The sequence below is a fragment of the Microbulbifer donghaiensis genome, assembly GCF_900129095.1.
In the GTDB taxonomy this organism is placed as follows: Bacteria; Pseudomonadota; Gammaproteobacteria; order Pseudomonadales; family Cellvibrionaceae; genus Microbulbifer; species Microbulbifer donghaiensis.
The window spans coordinates 1,965,254-1,983,249 of record NZ_FQVA01000001.1; the positions used below are offsets into that span (position 1 = coordinate 1,965,254).

General features: G+C 53.9%; 14 protein-coding genes and 1 tRNA gene. 8 read left to right on the plus strand and 7 right to left on the minus strand.

Features of this window, described 5'->3' with window-relative positions; genetic code table 11:
• The first annotated feature begins 39 nt into the window (after positions 1-39).
• The 5 genes from BUC36_RS08325 (at position 40) to BUC36_RS08345 (ending at position 6,074) form a co-directional block, all read left to right on the plus strand.
• Positions 40-2,223 carry a TonB-dependent receptor gene (locus BUC36_RS08325; RefSeq protein ID WP_073273563.1) on the plus strand — a complete coding sequence of 728 codons (2,184 nt, stop codon included), beginning with the start codon at positions 40-42 and terminating at the stop codon, positions 2,221-2,223.
• Positions 2,224-2,421: 198 nt separating this feature from the next.
• Entirely contained in the window at positions 2,422-4,467 is a 2,046-nt protein-coding gene (locus BUC36_RS08330) for an AsmA family protein (RefSeq protein ID WP_073273565.1), read from the plus strand.
• Complete coding sequence (gene mutY / locus BUC36_RS08335; protein WP_073273567.1) at positions 4,460-5,584, plus strand: A/G-specific adenine glycosylase; 1,125 nt, start codon at positions 4,460-4,462, stop codon at positions 5,582-5,584. The genes BUC36_RS08330 and mutY overlap by 8 nt, the downstream gene beginning before the upstream one ends.
• Positions 5,585-5,599: 15 nt before the next feature.
• Positions 5,600-5,884, plus strand: a complete 285-nt coding sequence (locus BUC36_RS08340; RefSeq protein WP_073273570.1) for an oxidative damage protection protein — start codon at positions 5,600-5,602, stop codon at positions 5,882-5,884.
• A gap of 114 nt (positions 5,885-5,998) precedes the next feature.
• Positions 5,999-6,074: transfer RNA gene (locus tag BUC36_RS08345), tRNA-Phe, on the plus strand.
• Between the two features lie 61 nt (positions 6,075-6,135).
• Here the strand turns inward: BUC36_RS08345 and BUC36_RS18785 are convergent.
• A complete protein-coding gene (locus BUC36_RS18785; protein WP_143186917.1) occupies positions 6,136-6,573 on the minus strand; it encodes a hypothetical protein in 438 nt (145 codons plus the stop codon).
• Positions 6,574-6,779: 206 nt separating this feature from the next.
• Between BUC36_RS18785 and BUC36_RS08350 the strand changes: the two genes are divergently transcribed.
• A complete protein-coding gene (locus BUC36_RS08350; protein WP_073273572.1) occupies positions 6,780-7,199 on the plus strand; it encodes a hypothetical protein in 420 nt (139 codons plus the stop codon).
• A gap of 129 nt (positions 7,200-7,328) precedes the next feature.
• Here BUC36_RS08350 and BUC36_RS08355 read toward each other — a convergent pair whose 3' ends face one another.
• Positions 7,329-8,606, minus strand: a complete 1,278-nt coding sequence (locus BUC36_RS08355) for a metal-dependent hydrolase family protein (protein WP_073273574.1) — start codon at positions 8,604-8,606, stop codon at positions 7,329-7,331.
• A 704-nt stretch (positions 8,607-9,310) separates the two neighbouring features.
• Here BUC36_RS08355 and BUC36_RS08360 point away from each other — a divergent pair.
• A complete protein-coding gene (locus BUC36_RS08360; RefSeq protein WP_073273576.1) occupies positions 9,311-10,087 on the plus strand; it encodes a LuxR C-terminal-related transcriptional regulator in 777 nt (258 codons plus the stop codon).
• A 220-nt stretch (positions 10,088-10,307) separates the two neighbouring features.
• On the opposite strand, the gene BUC36_RS08365 is transcribed toward BUC36_RS08360, so the two are convergent.
• Positions 10,308-10,871 (minus strand): DJ-1 family glyoxalase III, encoded by a 564-nt coding sequence (locus BUC36_RS08365; RefSeq protein ID WP_073273578.1) that lies wholly within the window; start codon positions 10,869-10,871, stop codon positions 10,308-10,310.
• A 157-nt stretch (positions 10,872-11,028) separates the two neighbouring features.
• On the opposite strand from BUC36_RS08365, the gene BUC36_RS08370 reads away from it, so the two are divergent.
• Positions 11,029-12,138, plus strand: a complete 1,110-nt coding sequence (locus BUC36_RS08370; protein WP_084535727.1) for an acyltransferase family protein — start codon at positions 11,029-11,031, stop codon at positions 12,136-12,138.
• 323 nt (positions 12,139-12,461) lie between these two features.
• Here the strand turns inward: BUC36_RS08370 and BUC36_RS08375 are convergent, their stop codons facing one another.
• From BUC36_RS08375 to BUC36_RS08390, 4 genes are all read right to left on the minus strand, one after another.
• On the minus strand, positions 12,462-13,970 hold the full coding sequence (locus tag BUC36_RS08375; RefSeq protein ID WP_073273584.1) for a hypothetical protein: 1,509 nt from the start codon (positions 13,968-13,970) through the stop codon (positions 12,462-12,464).
• A 130-nt stretch (positions 13,971-14,100) separates the two neighbouring features.
• Complete coding sequence (locus BUC36_RS08380; protein WP_073273586.1) at positions 14,101-14,856, minus strand: tyrosine-protein phosphatase; 756 nt, start codon at positions 14,854-14,856, stop codon at positions 14,101-14,103.
• The gene (locus BUC36_RS08385; RefSeq protein ID WP_073273588.1) at positions 14,853-17,396 is read right to left on the minus strand and encodes a GumC family protein; all 2,544 of its coding nucleotides are present in this window, start codon (positions 17,394-17,396) and stop codon (positions 14,853-14,855) included. Before BUC36_RS08385 ends, BUC36_RS08380 begins: the two co-directional genes overlap by 4 nt.
• Positions 17,396-17,971 carry a polysaccharide biosynthesis/export family protein gene (locus BUC36_RS08390; RefSeq protein ID WP_200797211.1) on the minus strand — a complete coding sequence of 192 codons (576 nt, stop codon included), beginning with the start codon at positions 17,969-17,971 and terminating at the stop codon, positions 17,396-17,398. The genes BUC36_RS08385 and BUC36_RS08390 overlap by 1 nt, the downstream gene beginning before the upstream one ends.
• Positions 17,972-17,996 lie beyond the last annotated feature (25 nt).

A 17,996-nucleotide genomic window follows, 5' to 3' on the forward strand; every position in this document is an offset into this window, starting at 1 on the left:
TTCCGCGGTGTTCGTCCACTGTGACAGGAATAAAAACTGATGAACAAGACCAGCAAACTGGCCCTGGCGATTGCCGGCGCCCTGACTGCGCCCGCAAGTTACGCGGCGACCAATACCGGCCAGCCCCTCGAAGAGGTCAATGTCACCGTATCCCCACTGGACAAGCCCGCCGACGCGGTAGCTGCGCCGGTATCCGTGCTGTCCGGCGATGCGCTGCGCGACGCGGCCTCCGCCACCCTCGGCCAGACGCTGCAGAGCCAGCCAGGCGTGACCAACGCCTCCTTCGGCGGCGGCGTCGGCCTGCCGGTGATCCGCGGCCAGAGCGCCAACCGGGTCAAGGTACTGAACGACAACCTGGATGTGGCCGACGCCTCCAACACCAGCTCCGACCACGCCGCCAGCATTGAGCCCCTGCTGGCCGAGCGCATCGAGATTCTGCGCGGCCCGGCCGCGCTGCGCTACGGCAGCGGCGCCATCGGCGGTGTGGTGAACGTGATCGACGGCCGCATACCGACCGCGGTGCCGGAAGAGCTAGGGGGCGCGCTGGAGCTGCGCCACAACAACGGCAACAGCCAGGACGCCGGGGTTTTCCGCCTGTCTGGCGGCGCAGGGCAGCTGGCCTGGTACCTGGACGGTGTCTACCGCGACAGTGGCAACACAAAGATTCCCGGCCTCGCCATCATTCACCATGAGGACGAGCATCGCGAAGAGGAGCACGCCGGCGGGGCGCACGAGGAGGAGGAGTTCAATACCGACGGCTATGTCGGCAACACCAATTCCCGCGCGCACGGCTACAGCGGCGGCGCCTCCTGGATCACCGACAGTGGCTTCGTCGGCCTGTCGGTTAACCGCCTGGAGAACAACTACGGTATTCCGCTGGGCGCCCATGAGCACGACCACGTAGAGCACGATGAAGAGCACGCAGGCGAAACCGAAGAGGAGCACGCGGAGCACGAAGAGCTGGCCGCGGGCGAGGACGCCGTGCGCATCGCCATGCAACAGACCCGTTACGACCTGAAGGGCGAGCACCACTTCAGCAGCGAGTACTGGGAAAAACTGAGCGTGCGCCTCGGCTACAACGACTATGAACACGTGGAAATCGACGCGGGCGAACCCGGCACCCGCTTCACCAACGAAGCGTGGGAGAGCCGTATCGAGCTGACCCACGATAACGGCGGCGCCTGGCGCGGTGCCTACGGCCTGCAGCTGACCGACAAGGACTTTGCCGCGGTGGGCGACGAGGCCTTTATCCAGCCCAGCAATACCCGCAGCGCGGGCCTGTTCACCATGAAGGAACGCACCTGGGGCGACTGGCACCTGGACCTGGGCGGCCGTGTCGAGCACGTAACCGTGGACCCGGAGCAGGACGAATCCGCGACCTATAACCTGCTCGGGCTGAGCAGCACCCTGCAGTATTTCCTGGCCGAGCACCAGCACCTCAGCTTTGGCGCCACCCGCGCCGAGCGCGCACCGGTAGCCGAAGAACTGTTTGCCGATGGAGCCCACCTGGCAGAGGCCCGCTATATCGAGGGCGAAGAGGACCTCAATAAAGAGAGATCCTTCAACCTGGAGCTGGGCTACCACCACCACAACGAGGAAGCCTCCGGCTGGCACGCGGCGCGCGTCGAAGCCAACCTGTTCTACAACCGCGTGACCGATTACATCTACGCAGCCAATACCGGCGAGGAAAACCTTGCAGAAGAGCTGCCCGTCTACGCCTACACCAATCGCGATGCGGTGTTCTACGGCGCCGAGGCCTCAGTGCGCTTCCCCCTGGCCGGCGGTCACTACGTGGAGCTGTTCGGTGACAGCGTGCGCGCCAGCTTTACCAGCGATCTCGATCTCCATCACGGGGAAGGGGAAGCTGACCACGCTCACGAGGAAAGCGAGGGCCGCGCATACAGCCGCGACGTGCCGCGCATGCCACCGCTGCGGGCCGGCCTGGCACTGGGCGGCGATTACGGCCAGTGGAACTGGGAGTGGCGCACGACTCAAGCCGCGGCCCAGGATCGCGCCGGTGCCTTCGAGGAAGCCACCGACGGCTACACGCGCATGGACCTGACGGGACGCTACAATCTCAAGCTGGGCAATACCGACGCAGTGCTCTTCGCCAGCGCGCGCAACCTGCTGGACGAGGAAATCCGCAACTCCACTTCGCTGCTGCGCGACTTTGCACCGGAAATGGGCCGCAGCGTCGAAGCGGGTGTGCGGTTTATTTTCTGACCCGCAACTGCTTCAATTGACCCACCCGGCAATTAACTAACGGCCCCCGCCTGTTCGCGCGGGGGCCGCATCTCCTACAATACGCGGATAAATGCCGTTCAACACGGCTGTAACCGGGAACGCCGGGCCGCGATCCGGCGTCTCACGATAGAGCATTCCCGACAAGCCTCTCGATAACAAACAGGGATCATTCACTCCATGGCCTGGATTAAGCGCACTCTCGTCGCCCTTCTTGTCGTCTTCCTGCTGCTCGCCGGCGCCGTCGCCTGGCTGCTGTCCGGCCTGGACGTCAACAAGTACAAGCCGCAGCTGGAACAGCTGGCCGCCAAGCAGGGCATTGCCCTGAAACTGGATGGCGATATCGGCTGGCAACTGTGGCCGAATGTCGCACTGGAGCTACAGGGTGTGCAGCTGGCGCCACTGCCGCAGCCGGACCAACCGCTGGTGCGCGCCGACACCATTTCCATCGGCGTGGCCTTGATGCCGCTGCTCAAGAAGCGCATCGAGGCCCAGGAAATTGTCCTGATGGCGCCGCAGATCGACCTGAGTGTCGACGAGCAGGGGCGCGGCAACTGGGAACTGCTCAGCGAGGCCATGGAGGCGCAGAAAAAGCAGGCCGAAAAGCAGCCGCCGAAACTGGAAATTCCCGAGGAAAAGCCCCGGCAGGACCTGCACCTGGCGCTGGAAAAACTGCGGATTGAAGACGGCCGCCTGAATTACCGCGATGCCAGCAACAAAACCGAATATGCCGTGGAGCAGCTGCGCGTGGCCGCGGACAACCTTGTGCCCGGCGGCGAGCCGGGCCTGGTGGAAGTCAGCGCGCAGGTTAGTGGCAGCGCCCTCAAACAGCCGGTGCAGATTTCCCTCGACAGCACCCTGGCGCTCGATGAGGGCCTGAACGGCCTGCGCCTGCAGCCAATGGAACTGTCACTGTCGAGCGGCGAAGCCGCCGCGACTGTGTACCTGCGTGGTCACGTGCGTCGCAGCGCTGCCGATCAGCCGTGGCAGATTCAGATGAACGTCAATGCCAATGCCGAACCCCTGCGTCCCTGGCTGGACGTCACCGGCACGGAACTGGTCACCCAGAGCGGTGCCGTGCTGAAGAAGCTGAGCCTGGAAACCAGCGTCGAGGGATCAGAACGGAAGCTCGATCTGACACCTCTGCAACTGCAGCTGGACGACACCGTCTTCGCTGGCAGCGCACAGCTGCGCAATGCCGAAATGCCGGGGCTGGATCTGACCCTGCGCGGCGGCACCCTGGTGCTGGATGACTACCTGCCGCCGCCGGCGCCGGAAGCCGAACAGCCACAGCAGGAAGCCGCCGAGGCTCCCGCGGCCGAGCCGGTACCGCTGCCATTGACCGCAATGCGCGGCTTCAACGCCAACCTGGACCTCTCCCTCGAGCGGCTGCAGGCGGTCGAGCTGCAGGTAGACCGGCCGCAACTACAGCTGACCGTCGACAACGGTCTCTACCGATTGCAGAAACTGACCGCTGACCTGTACGGCGGTGAGCTCAGCAGCAACGGCCAGTTCAACGCCCGCGGCCAGTCCGCCGAGGCCGAACTGAGCGGCGGTCTCGCCCACGTGGAAATTTCCAAAGTGCAGCAGGCGCTGTTCCCGAGCGACCGGGTGCAGCTGGCCGGCAAAGCCTCGGTGAACTGGGCCGTACAGACCAGTGGCAGCGATACGTTGCAGCTGCAGGAAAAACTGCGCGGTGCCGTGCAACTGTCCAGCGACCAGCTGTCCCTGGCACCGTTCAACCTGGAAAAGGGCATGTGCCAGCTGGTCAGCTATGCCGAGAAGACGCCGCTGCCGGAGCGCGACTGGCCCGCCCGCACCCGCCTGCAGGACCTGCGCGCCAATATCGCCATCAAGGGTGACAAGGTAACGGTTCAGGAAGTACTCGCCGGCATCGAGAATATCGCCATGACCGGCGACGGCGCGATCGATCTGGACAAACAGGAATTCGACTTCGCCCTCGGCATGGCCCTGGTCGGCGAGCGCACCTCCGCCGACGGCTGCACCGTGAAAAACGACCGCTGGCGCAACCGCCCGCTGCCGCTTCGTTGTAAAGACAGCTTCGCCGATGCCGGCGCCACCAGCTGCAAACCGGACAGCCGCCGTCTCGACGATCTGGTGCGCGACGAACTGAAATACAAGGCCGAGAAAAAATACGGCGACAAGGTGCAGGAAAAGGTCGAGGACCTGAAAGACAAGTTCAAGGGGCTGTTCAAGCGTGACTGAACACTCGCCACTCCGCCCGCAACAGTTTCAGCGGGCGGTCCTGGGTTGGTTTGACCGACACGGGCGCAAGGACCTGCCCTGGCAGCAGGACATCAACCCCTACCGGGTGTGGGTGTCGGAAATCATGCTGCAGCAGACCCAGGTCACTGCCGTGATCCCCTACTTCGAGCGCTTTATGGCCAGCTTCCCGACCCTGGGGCGCCTGGCCCGGGCACCGCTGGATGACGTACTGGCCCACTGGAGCGGCCTCGGCTACTACGCCCGCGCGCGCAACCTGCACAAGTGCGCGCAGACGGTGCTGAACGAGCACGGCGGCGAATTCCCGCGCGACGTCGAAGCGCTGGCAGAGCTGCCCGGTATCGGCCGCTCCACCGGCGGCGCTATTGCCAGTATCAGCATGGGTCTCAGGGCGCCGATCCTCGACGGCAACGTCAAGCGAGTCCTGGCCCGCCTCCACGCCGTGGACGGCTGGCCCGGCCAGAGCGCCGTGGCCAAGCGCCTGTGGGAAATAGCGGAGCGCTATACACCGGAACGGCGCACCGGCGACTATACCCAGGCAATGATGGATCTCGGCGCGACTCTCTGCACCCGCTCCAAGCCCCGCTGCGGGGAGTGCCCAATGGCCGATACCTGCGTCGCGCGCGCCCAGGGCAACCCGCAAGACTACCCCGGTAAGAAACCCAAGAAAGAAAAGCCGGTGCGCTGCTGCACCATGCTGCTACTCGAGTGCGAAGGGGAAATCTTTCTGCAACAGCGCCCGCCCACGGGTATCTGGGGTGGCCTCTGGTGCCCGCCGCAACTGGATGAGGACGACGGCGGCGAGGACAGCCTGCAGGAGTGGCTGGCCGTGCGCGACCTGTATGCAACGCAGATACAGGCGCTGCCGCAATTGCGCCACACCTTCACCCACTTCCACCTGGATATCACCCCGGTGTGGGCGCAGCTGCACAAAGTCTCCGTGCAGGTGGCGGAGACCGGCGGCGGCTGGTATAAACTGCGCCGACTCAACCGCCCCCGCGCGGCACAGGAACTGGGGCTGCCGGCACCGATCGTCAAGCTGGCCAAACAGCTGCTGGCACTGCAGGCGCCACTGCTGACCCCTTGTACCGCCGATTGAACCGAGGAGATGTCCATGTCCAGAACCGTATTCTGCCGCAAGTACCAACAGGAAATGGAAGGCCTGGATGCGCCGCCCTTCCCCGGCCCCAAAGGCCTGGATATCTACGACAATATCTCCAAGAAAGCCTGGCAGGAGTGGATGGCCCACCAGACGATGCTGATCAATGAAAAACGGCTCAACATGATGGAGCCATCCAGCCGCGCCTACCTGGGCGAGCAGATGCAGAAGTTTCTCAGCGGCGAGGCCTACGATGAGGCGGAGGGTTATGTGCCCCCGGAAGAGGACAAAAACGACTAAATAGTGAGCGCCCACTAACAGGGAAAACTATTTAGCAATCAAAGGCTTGACTCGGCTCCGGGGAGCAGGTTTAATACGCGCCTCGCCGCCGGGGACAGCCTGGCAAACAGCGAAGCCCAGATAGCTCAGTCGGTAGAGCAGGGGATTGAAAATCCCCGTGTCGGTGGTTCGATTCCGCCTCTGGGCACCATACAAAAAGCCTCACCCGCAAGGGTGGGGCTTTTTTTATGGTGCCGAGTGGCCGGATGAGATCACCGATGTGGTTCGACCAATTGCGCAAGCAATTGGATACGAGCGCGCAAGCGCGAAGCCCGCAGGGTCGTAACAGCCCCTAGGCTGTTACGATTATTCCGCCTCGACACCGGCCGGTACGCCACCCATTGTTTTTTAAAAACGCCCAGCGGCCGGATAAGAATCACCGCCGGTTCGACAAATTGCGACAGCAATTTGAAACGAGCGCGCAAGCGCGAAGCCCGCAGGGTCGTAACAGCCCCTAGGCTGTTACGATTATTCCGCCTCGACACCGGCCGGTACGCCACCCATTGTTTTTTAAAAACGCCCAGCGGCCGGATAAGAATCACCGCCGTCCAACCAATTGCGCAAGCAATTGGAAACGAGCGCGCAAGCGCGAACCCCGCAGGGGCATAACAGCCCCCCGCCTTTTCCGCCTCGATAAGATCCCACACCAATGTATGCCATCCACTTCATTCATCTCCTTTACCGACAGCTGTAGCGGCCAGCCCAGCCTCGCCATGACGATCCAAGGCTAGTTAAACAAATTCATCGCCGCTGAACTCATAGCAAGGCTTAAGTAGTCGTTGCAATTCCCCGCTCGAGTCGCAAAATGCTAAGGGAGCGCCAATACGCTACTCACGTCCACTGACAGGAGCCACCGATGAATAAATTTATTCTTACCGCCCTAGCGGCAGCCCTGACCGCTTCCCCGGCCTTGGCCGACAAGCCCGCCGACAAAGGCAAGCCCTCCCAAGAACAAATGGAAGCACATCACGAGATGATGGAAGCCAAAGCCGGTGAAAATCAGGCCAAGGCAGAAGGATACCGCCAGATGGCCGCCGAGAAGCGCTCTGAAGCAGAAGCGAATCGCGAAGAAACTGAATTGACCGAAGACGAAGCCAAAGACAAAGCCATGAAGGCCGAGAAAGTACGCAAGAAGGAAGTGGAAAAGCGCAGCGGCTTCGAAAAACAGAAAGAGAAAAAGGCCGAGCAGGCCCAGAAGGAACTGGATAAAGGTTCAGAAAAGGGGCAGGCGGCCCGCGAGGAACACAGCAAGAAGTGGTGGCAGTTCTGGAAATAATCTGCGGATTCTGACACTACTCGCCGGGCAGAGAGCCAATCTGGTTCTCCACCCGGCCAAGTTTCCCACCTCAATGGTGAGGTTTGGAAGCCAATTGACCAAATCCAAAAGTTGGGCGATAGCAGCCCGCTACTGCACGAATACCTTACCGCCCTTCATCACAAAGTCGACGTCCAGCAACTCTTCGATATTCGCAAGCGGTGAACCGTTGGTGGCGATAATATCTGCCTGCTTGCCGATTTCCACAGTGCCGATGGCATCGCTCATGCCGACCAGGTCCGCCGCATTCACCGTGGCTGACTGAATGATCGACATATTGTCCATGCCGGCTTCGTGCATCAGGACAGCTTCGCGGGCATTGTCGCCGTGCCGGGAAACACCGCTGTCGGTCCCGAAAGCGACCTTTACACCCGCCTTGACGGCATTGCCAAAGTTGCCCTTCATATCGCTGCCGACGCGGATGGCCTTGGCTTTTTGCGCCTCCGTCAGTACTTCGGTGTTTTTCGCCATGTTGACCACCGTTTCACCGGCGAGCAGGGTCGGCACCAGGTAGGCCCCGGTGCGCCTGAACAGACGATAGGAGTCCGGCCCGGCATAGGATCCGTGTTCGATACTATCGACACCCGCTTCCAGCGCCGCAATGATGCCCGCCTCCTGATGTGCATGGCTGGCGACCTTGCGCCCCATGCGCTTGGCCGCGCTGACCACTTCCTTCAGCTCGTCCATTTCCATCTGCTGGCCGGTGCCTGTAGCACGGTCCGTCAGTACGCCGCCGGTGGAAGTGATCTTGATCAGGTCGGCGCCGTACTTAATCGCGTGGCGGGTAGCGCGGCGGCACTCGTAGGGGCCGTCACAGATGGTCTTGTTCTTGTCATCGTGGAACGCCATGTACTCAGGACTGACACCACTGATATCCGCGTGGCCACCGGTGATCCCGACACCTCCCGCAGCAACGATCCGCGGCCCATCGATCCAGCCGTTGTTGATCGCGTCGCGCATCGCGTACATTTCCTGAGGGCTGGAGCCCACATCGCGCACGGTAGTGAAGCCCGACTGCAGGGTGCGGAGTGCGTACATATAGGAGCGCATCTGCACCAGCGGCAGGGACATCTTCAATGCCTCGGTGTCGTTATCCGGCCCCAGTTCACCCTGCAGATGCACATGCATATCCATCAGGCCGGGCATCACAAAACTGTCCTGCAGATCGATCACGTCGGCGGAACCTTCCCGCACAAAGCCCGCGCGGACATCGGTGATCACTCCGTCCTCGATAAAAATACTCTGCTGCTTCAGTGGTGCCTCACCTGGCACAGCCAGTAACTCTCCTGCATGGATAATCGTGGTTTTGGCGGAAACGCCCGTGGAAATGAGTGTGGCTGCCATCGCAGCAATGAAAGACTTCTTCATAATCGGTTGGCTCTTGTTATTGTAAGAGGCTCGCTACTGAATAATCCGCATTGGAACAAATCACTTAGCGCTCGCCCGCCAAATGAGCGAGTAGAATCCCCTCGATAATATCACTCAACCAATCTACTGCCGCTGGCACCCGCCGCATTGTCACCTTTTGGCAAAACGATAGATTTAAACACCACGGCGGCTACATTTACGGCTGTCACCTAACAGGTGGCGCAAACATGCATCATGCATTGCCTTATCCAGTCGGTTGTCGACCACTTTTATCGAGAATCAAGCGGAAGGGAAACACAAGTTCTCAAAGAAACCATATCAGTGGAAGAAGTATTCTTCCTGTATTTTCGTATCAGCACATCAAACAAGCTGTCTAACCATTCCCTCGTGACGAGACGCCACAGCAACAACCAACTTACCTGATTGTGCCATTGAGAAGCGGGCTCAGGATTTAGTTGCACGCGCTAGGGTAGCTGTAGTAAAAATTGTGACATCGATCACCTTTTGGGCGTGATTTGCATCTACCTGTTGGTGTCACCATACAGCAAAAAATGTGACTACAGAGCTTTTTCGGATCCACCTGAGCAGGTATCCAGGCTGTAGGCTGGCCGTGAGTGACTCTCACAACGGGCAACTGTCGGCAATCAGGCTCCAGACTATCCAACGCGGTCACCAGACGGGCAGCGAGAATAATAACGATATTCATGAAGCCAGATACCCAGTTATTAAAATCCGTCTGGGCCGAATCCCAGAAACACATCAGTAGCAGAAACGTTGATCTGCAAAAAATCGAACTGGATAAGCTGGTTACGACAATTTTCAGCAACGGCCCCTTCTATTTCTATATCGTCGACTTCGCCGATATGGCACTAGAGTATGTCAGCCCATCGATTGAAGAGATTCACGGGCTTTCCCCGCAACAGGTAACCTTTCAGGACATTCTCGATCAGATTCATCCCGACGACATGGAATTCGTTTCTAGGGCAGAAGCAGTAGCATTTGAGCTGATCTACGGCCAGATTGCCCCGGAAAAGCGCACGCGTTACAAGGTTTCCTATTGTTTTCGATTTAAAACAGCCGATGGCTCCTACCAACTCTTCAACCACCAGGCAATCATCCTCAACACTGATGAGCAAGGCCGACTTTCCAAGGCACTTAACATTCACACCAATATCAGCCACCTGACGACAGAAAATAATTACCGAATTTCCGCTATTGGCATGCTGGGTGAACCTTCCTTCCTCAATATCAGTGCACAGATGAGAAAAACATGCCTTCAGCATATGAGCGCGCTATTCAGCGAGCGGGAAATGGAGGTTATCAGACTGATGTCCAATGGAATGACCAGTGCGGAAATTGCGGTGAAACTGTGTATTTCACCGAACACCGTAAAGAATCATCGAAAAAATATCCTACAAAAATCGGAGTGTAAGAACACCGGGCAGCTCATCACAAAATGTATTACCGAGGGCCTGCTGTAATAAGAATGACTTTCCCGCAATATTATTTTCAGAAATTTAGCCCTTTGGGGCTATTGCGATAGGAAGCAGATATTGGCATTTTTAACTCGAGCCTTCGAATCCCCGAAACTATTCGAAGCTCAGCGGAACAGGGAAGTACCGCTCACTAACCAGCTTGAGAGATTAGGCTTTTGGCGACGGATACGCCGAATTGAAGTGAGCGGGCGAAACAATCTTCAAATCAATTAAGCGTGGCGCGCATAGGTTCTGCAACAGACTGCGCGGTATCCTCTCCGAAGAGACAGCACACTAGCGCCAGCGCAAAATTCATCGCGGTACCCGGTGCCTGACTGGTGATTAAGTTGCGATCCCTCACCACTAATTCGTCACTCAATTCCCTGACCGCAGCGCCTAACTCGTCGACAAATGCGCTGTGACAGGTTGCACGATAGTCTGAAATCAAACCCTGCCTGCCGAGCACCACAGCAGGTGAAGCACAAATCGCGCCCAGCCAGAATCCCGACGACAGCTGATTGGCGAGTAAATCCTTTAATACTGCACAAGTATGCAGATGCTCTGCACCAGGCATGCCTCCAGGTAGAGCAATCAGATCCCAGTGGATACCGACGCAGCTGTCAATATGACAATCGGCCTCGATAATCACGCCACGAGAAGCCGTAATACGCAACGTTTTCATCACGGACGCCAGAGCCACTTCCGCATCCGCGCGACGTAGAACATCTACAATAGTAACGACTTCTATTTCTTCAGACCCATCGGCAACGGGAACTAGTACTCTGGTCATAGGACATTTCCACAGGAATGCTATAGAAGCACAATAACGACGAGGAACGACATCCACGAAAGAACCAATATCTTTTGCACACAGCGGGCTCTAGTACACAGCGCGGAGAGAGAGGCACGGCGAGCCGATTAGATTCTGCGAATCAAGGTGACCCCCAATGGAAAATAGACTACATCACTTAGACCTATTACGAGGATCAATGATGTTTCTGGGTGTGCTGGTGCACTCTAGCTACGCCGACTATGGCACAGAGTCACTTGACATAATTCGATTCATCTCTGATTCGTTTCGCATGGCATGCTTTTTCGTTATCTCTGGATATTTTTCAGCAATGATCTATGAAAAGCAAGGTACCGTTAATTTCTACGCAAATAGAATGCCGCTGCTGCTGATACCTGCGCTATTTTGCACAACGCTACTTGTTCCGATAACGAATCACTGGATGCACCTCTATTTTTCAAATTACGATTCATCCGCGCTTTTTATCAGCGGATGGATGGGCCATACATGGTTTCTATATGTCCTCCTTCTATATACGTTAGTAACACCTATAATCGTTATCGGTTTGAGAATGGTATCGGATACACAGGGGCAAGGCCCAAGCGGAAATATTTTATTAGCCACTCTCTTTATATTAATAGTTTTTGGTTCTATCGCTTCACTAAAAATACTTCATAAATTTGGGCACCTACTGCCACTTTATGAGACCTTTGACCTACTGCTTAGCGCAACATTTATTTACCTACCGTATTTCGTGCTCGGAATATACATGCGCCTCAATTATCATCTCTTCAATTTCGCGCATAAATACCGGAACTTTTGGCTGCCGCTTGCTATCGGTCTCATCATCTATCGATACTCACTGGCAGACCTTCAATTAACCAACACAGTTCAGCATATATTTGCAATGTCAGTCGACTACGTTACTGCCATAGCGATCTCATTTGCGCTATTCTCCCTGACGAGTCACTACTTGAAAAAACCCAACAGTACAATCAGGTTATTATCCGACTCCTCGTACACCGTTTACATATTACACTTTATTGTTATTGCGGCAGTTCTTCTCTTTACCCAAAAAATCCATTTGCCAATAAGTATCCGATTTTCTGCTGCGGCTGTAATCGCCACTTTCGCAGGAGTCCTTATCCACATCCTCCTCGTGCGCCGCTATTGGATCATCAAACTTATTCTCAATGGACGCAAGCCATTACAATGGCCGTTTGTGAACACACCTGAATCGAAGAGTGATTTGAGAAGCCCGCACTAGGCGACGAACTACTTGCAAATAATGTAATTGTTATTGCAGCACCTCAACCGGAGCCGAGACTACCATCTTTTATGGAATGCCAACATTTTGAAGGGATAACCACCCAGGTTAATCAATATTATTTCGTGCCCTCATGTAGAACTGGCAACATCTTCTCAAAATGCAATTTGATTATTCCACGTTAAATAAGTTACGGAGTTTTACCGGCCCTTAAAAAAATATCGTATTGTTAGCCTTTCTCTGATTTGGATGTAAAGGACAGCGGACCACTGTTACCCTGGGAAAGCGTGACGCCAATATCCATGCATTTTCTATTTATTAAACTACCGGTTACATGTACGTTTTAGAATCGCGTTGTATTTTGGTGAGCCTGCATCAGACCTGTCATCGACATCTACAATACCCCAGGATCCCCACTTTCCATAGTTACTGGTCAGTGAAAACCAGTTGATTAGACCTCCACCCTCTTCTATCCATAGGTCTATCATTTTATGGTAAAGAACGGCTATCCGAGGATCCCTATTCATCCCAACTAATTTCTCTGTGAGCTCTTCATTGTCGGGTAAATAACCACCCAATTTCCGACTGGACCCGTGACCGACTATATGCTGTCCAGCCTCATAGGCGTCAAGCTCCATTCCATACTTGTCTGCCAGACTCTTCTGCCGTCTCAGATTCTGTTTAAGTATTGGCAGCTCGACACTATCCAAATATTCAAACAATCTATTATTGTCCATCTTGAGCGTCTTCGCCGCCATTTCCGGGGATCCAAGAGAATTTCCGAGATAGTAGTTCACTGCCAACACATCAAATAAATCCTCGGGATTTTCAAAAGCTTCAAGCATTTGCTCCGTTCGCGAACTATTGTGTAACTGCGTACCGAGCACTCTAGTGATTCGCCGTGCATCACCCGAAAACACAGAGCGCCATATCGAATGAACATGGCGCGCCCTGCTCGCGTAGTACTGCGCCGGGCTAACGCCTGCCTTCTTCGCCTGATCTTCCGCCCACTTGGCCTGATCGAAAGAACCGTTCCAGACTTCGTTAGAATATTCAACATATACGGTCAAATCCCGATCCAGGTTGGCGAGTGTATACTCGGCCATCCTACGAACATAGTTATCGTCAGCGAGATGCGGGATGTTTAGCCACGGAATTGCCTTAACTTCGTTTGCCAGCGCTACTATATCTTCAATAGGAATAGGACCTTGACCATATTGCATTGGATGGCGCCTATCCTGCCAGCGAGACTGCGTACTATCATTCGTACTTAGGAAATCCATAAATCTTATGACAGAAAATGGGCGCACGAGCTCCTTGAACTGATCGTTATAGACGCTGTCGGATGGACTAGATAATTCAGAGGTGGGTATCAGACGAATATTTCTAATGGGATCTTTTTCGTTTATCGAATCAATCATCAAGGCGACGGTGTCTGCCTGCGGACCGAATTCAACATCAATTTTATGCTCATCTCTGGAGACGATTTTTGGACGATCAAACTTAAACTCAATATCGCCCTCCCCGTCGAACAGTAAAGTGTAATTCTTCTCCCCGAATGAATGGCTGTCGAACCGCACGGTTACAATGGAGTAAACCGGCTCATCACTATCGTCGAGCCTTTTTACATATAGATCTGGCGTAAGGTGTAAGGGCACCTCTCTATTACTGCTATCCCAAGGCCGACGCCATTCGTCACTGATCCTAATTAGATTGACAAAGGGGTTAATGTTTGACCAATACGTCACACGTTCAATATTGATCCCGGAATTGATACACTGCTGTGAATCCGCAGCCGCCAAGCCGAGCAGGTAAATCGCCAGCAAGTTCATTTTAATACCCCATCAAGTACTATCCGGTAAGCCCAGGGCTTGTGTTGCGTTTTCTCAAACCCCAAACAGAAACGAAAAATTGGATTTCCATCCAGAGAACAATCCCCACCAACGTCCAGCGATCCTGTACTCAGGTCAAGTACTCGCCCGAAGAAGCATCGGAAATAAAATGACAGGATGCGATGATTTGTGGATTACCCCACACCAGCTCCCAGGAATTTGACTCACCGACCAGTTGCTCTGCCGCCCGGCGCCCCGCATTTAAATTGGGGGGGCGACGCGTGATATGATGTGAGTCCGTAGCCAACACGGTAATAAATCCCCGTCTCACCATTTTTTCACTACACAATTTTGCAGCCTCTCCAAAATGGCCGGTCAACGATGTAGCCGTCACCTGGAAAAGACATTCATTCCGCACTAACGGTTCGATTTTACGAAAATCTCTCATTATGTCTTTATTACGCTCTGGATGCGCTATCATCGCTCGGATATTTCTGTCGGCGAGCCATTTCAGAAAATTTTCAATGCCAGGTGGTATATGGCTGTGTGGTAGTTCTAACAGAAGAACCTTGCTGCCATCCCATTCACCAAGAAATGGAACTTGATCTTGTATCAGCAATAGAGGAAGCTCGGCGCAGAGACGCACCTCGGCCGCAAAACCTAGATGTAGCGGTATACTCTCCCGCTCCAGTACTTGGCAGAATTCCTTGTGAACATTCGCGATGGAAGCGGCGCTATTCTGATAGCGCCCGGCATGAATATGCGGTGTCGCCACCGCGTGCGTAATGCCGTCATCTACTGCGGCGCGAGCGAGCGCAATACCCTGCTCGATATTTTCCGCGCCGTCGTCAATCCCGTGGAGGAGGTGGCAATGAAGATCGATCATACGACATCAAGTTTCTGCTTATCCGACTCCGAAGCCTCCGATTGCTCGATATCCTCCGGGTGACCTTCACCCTTATCAGAAACTTCTACCACTTCGCTCTGTTCCAGGTCATTCACAGCTTCAACATCTTCCGTTACGGCTGTATATCCGTATCCATACTGATCACTGTAGTAATCGAAACTTTCATCACTGATGCTAGCGTCTATCTGATTAACCACAACACCATCTACGTCCAGACCAGATTTACTGAATCGGGAGATTCCCTTTCTAATCCACCGCTTACTAGTTGAATTAGCCTTGATGACATAGAGTCGAGAATCAACCAATTTGCCAATCAGCAGTGCATCACTGACCGCCCTTACAGGTGGTGTATCGATAATGATGCGATCGTATAGTGACGCCAGAACCTTAATACTATTAGCGAAGGACACCGAACCGATAACTTTTTGCGCGTCTGGTGGTGTCGTTCCCGCCGGCATTATATCCAGGCCACTTTCCTTGTCATGGAATATGCACTCTTCCAGAGTCTTATTCTCTGCGATTAAGTCTGTAAGACCCGGATGGCTATTTGCCAAACCAAAAGCTTTGGCAATAGATGGTCGCCGCAGATCGCCATCGATCAGAAGGACGTTTTCTATTTGGGCGAGAGAAAATCCGAGGTTAATTGCGACCGTTGTCTTACCTTCCTCTGGAACAGAGGATGTGACCGAGATTACTCTCCCACTTGATTCCAGGTGGTAGAGTACGAGGCTTGTTCGCAATGTCCGGACCGCCTCTATAAAGTTGTACTTTTCAGCATCGAAGTAGGTGCGAAGGTCCAGCATTCCATTGGATTTCGCGCGCATAGCAGGTACCACCCCGAATAAATTCTGTCCCAATCCACGGTCTACGTCTTCAGAACTCTTAACACCGTCATAGACAAACTCAATGAAGAGCACAATCAATACGCCAACACCTAATCCCAATACGATTGCCAAGGCCACTATCAACTTGACTTTCCTTTCGATTGGATCACGCGGCACTACGGCCGGATCTGCAATACGTGCCAGGTCAGAATTCAAGCCACTAGTTTGGTTTGTTTCCTTCAAACGGGTCAGAAATGTATTATAGAGTCCCCTATTAATTTCAACTTGCCGCTGCAATTCTTCGTGTTGAGCGTCCTTTTCTGTAACCCTCTGGTACTCCGCTTTTGACTTTTCAAACTCACGCTCTGCAGCGCCTTCATTAGCCAAAGCGACCTGGTATTCACCATCTATACCTGTCACTAACTGCTTTAGTTCGCTATTTAATCCTTGTGTTACTGCTTGCAGTTCACTTTTAGCCGCGACCATTTTGGGGTGCTTAGGGCCATACCGTAGTGCAAGTTCAGATGCCTTCAAGCGAGCTTCCGCTTCTTGTTTCTTTATTCCCTGTATCACAGTGCTGGCCTGAAACGCCGGCATAGCGCCCAATACATCAGGATTATTTATATTGCTATGTATTTGTTCTCTCGTGTTAGCTACACGCTGTAAATCGCGGCGCGCCTCCATTAGATGCGCAGTTGCGTCTGTTAGCTCTTTAGCTGCCAGGCCACGAACGCCCTCCATATCGACAAGATTTTCTCTCTGTCTAAACTCAAACAATTTTGCTTCGGAACCTTCCAATGTCTCCCTTAGATTTGCAAGCTTTTCCGAGAGCCAAGAGTTGGCGCGATTTTGGATCTCATTCTCTGTGTTTTGCAAACGGTCCATATAGGCACTGGCTACCGCATTAGCTACAGTTGCCGAAAGTTCTGGCGAACCAGACTCATATCCAACTGTAATCAGTTGTGTATTTGAAATATTCTCAACTTTAAGATTTGACTTGATTACTTTTAAGACATTCGGCCTGTCCGCGCTCTTCATCAGAGCCTGCTTATTAGTCGATCGCTGTGTATTTCCTTGCGCCCTGCTCTCCAATGGCACTTGTTGATCTACGGCGGCCTCCGTGTTATTAAGTTCTTGCTCAAATGACGAAAGATCTTCCGTGATGGTGATACTGTTTGCATGTGGCAAGTCACCGGCCTCTGTACCATTGATCGATGACGGAAATCCTGCGCTGCCATTCGAACTTGTACTTGCACCATCTTCACTGAATGCATTGCTGCCCAAAGAACCCGGCTGCAGTTCCGCCGATCCCTGCGCTTTCGCCAAATCCGGATTAAATTCTGGATGCATCTCCAGATTGAGATCCGTGATTACTTTGTCAATAATTTGACGCGACTTAATCAGTTCAACCTGCGTTTGCAGGTATTCCCAATTTTTATTCCCCCCTTCATAAACTTCATCGATAGCTACTACATTTGCCCTACCGGTATCGAAACTTATCGTCGCTGACGCCTCATACTTATCAGGCAGGTTTACCACAAACCCCAAAGCCAAAGCCCCAGCGATCATTCCCGATAGACAAACCTTCCACTTATGCCGCGATAGGATTTGTAAATATTTGCGAAGGTCAAAATCGCTTTCATCATACATTTCCAGCGCCACAGCTTCCTCTCCTGATCTACCTTTACTTTCCATTAGAAAAATCCCTGTTCAACCGTGACAATGTCACCAGGTAGAAGCTCAGTATTGAGATCTGCCTTGAATTTATTTTGCTTTTTTCCTTGATCTCTAATCACAAATATCTTTTCTTTCGATGCTCTTTCCGTGAAGCCTTGAGCAAGTGCTGCTGCCTTGCTAATGGTCAGTCCTGGCTGATATGGATATCCTCCCGGCACCTTAACTTCACCATCGATAAAGAATGGACGGTATTCATTAATTGACACCCTTACCACCGGGTTTATTAAATAGTCGCCTTTAAGGCCCTTTGTGATTAGGGCTTCGAGCTGGCCTATCGTGAGGTTGTTAGCATTGATCTCACCGAGAAAAGGATAGTTGATGACGCCGCTTTCGCTTAAAGTTGTCTCCACCGTGAGATCGTCTTCTCCGTAAACGAGAATGTTGATTTTATCGCCCGTCCCCAGCTTGTACTTTCCGGAACTGGCCTGCTCGCTAGAAAATGCGTTTTCTGATGCCAAAGGAAGTACAAAAATAAAGAGGATTGGCGCCACCTTTTTAAGAACACGATGCGCCCAGGAAAATTCCATTTTCATTGTCGATCCTTATTCTTTAGGTTTG

Coding starts and splice junctions, on each gene's coding strand:
- BUC36_RS08370 (WP_084535727.1), top strand. CDS start 11,029: ATGGAAAATAGACTACATCACTTAGACCTATTACGAGGATCAATGATG.
- BUC36_RS08330 (WP_073273565.1), top strand. CDS start 2,422: ATGGCCTGGATTAAGCGCACTCTCGTCGCCCTTCTTGTCGTCTTCCTG.
- BUC36_RS08365 (WP_073273578.1), bottom strand. CDS start 10,871: ATGACCAGAGTACTAGTTCCCGTTGCCGATGGGTCTGAAGAAATAGAA.
- BUC36_RS08375 (WP_073273584.1), bottom strand. CDS start 13,970: ATGAACTTGCTGGCGATTTACCTGCTCGGCTTGGCGGCTGCGGATTCA.
- BUC36_RS08385 (WP_073273588.1), bottom strand. CDS start 17,396: ATGGAAAGTAAAGGTAGATCAGGAGAGGAAGCTGTGGCGCTGGAAATG.
- BUC36_RS08390 (WP_200797211.1), bottom strand. CDS start 17,971: ATGAAAATGGAATTTTCCTGGGCGCATCGTGTTCTTAAAAAGGTGGCG.
- BUC36_RS08355 (WP_073273574.1), bottom strand. CDS start 8,606: ATGAAGAAGTCTTTCATTGCTGCGATGGCAGCCACACTCATTTCCACG.
- BUC36_RS08360 (WP_073273576.1), top strand. CDS start 9,311: ATGAAGCCAGATACCCAGTTATTAAAATCCGTCTGGGCCGAATCCCAG.
- BUC36_RS08340 (WP_073273570.1), top strand. CDS start 5,600: ATGTCCAGAACCGTATTCTGCCGCAAGTACCAACAGGAAATGGAAGGC.
- BUC36_RS08380 (WP_073273586.1), bottom strand. CDS start 14,856: ATGATCGATCTTCATTGCCACCTCCTCCACGGGATTGACGACGGCGCG.
- BUC36_RS08350 (WP_073273572.1), top strand. CDS start 6,780: ATGAATAAATTTATTCTTACCGCCCTAGCGGCAGCCCTGACCGCTTCC.
- BUC36_RS08325 (WP_073273563.1), top strand. CDS start 40: ATGAACAAGACCAGCAAACTGGCCCTGGCGATTGCCGGCGCCCTGACT.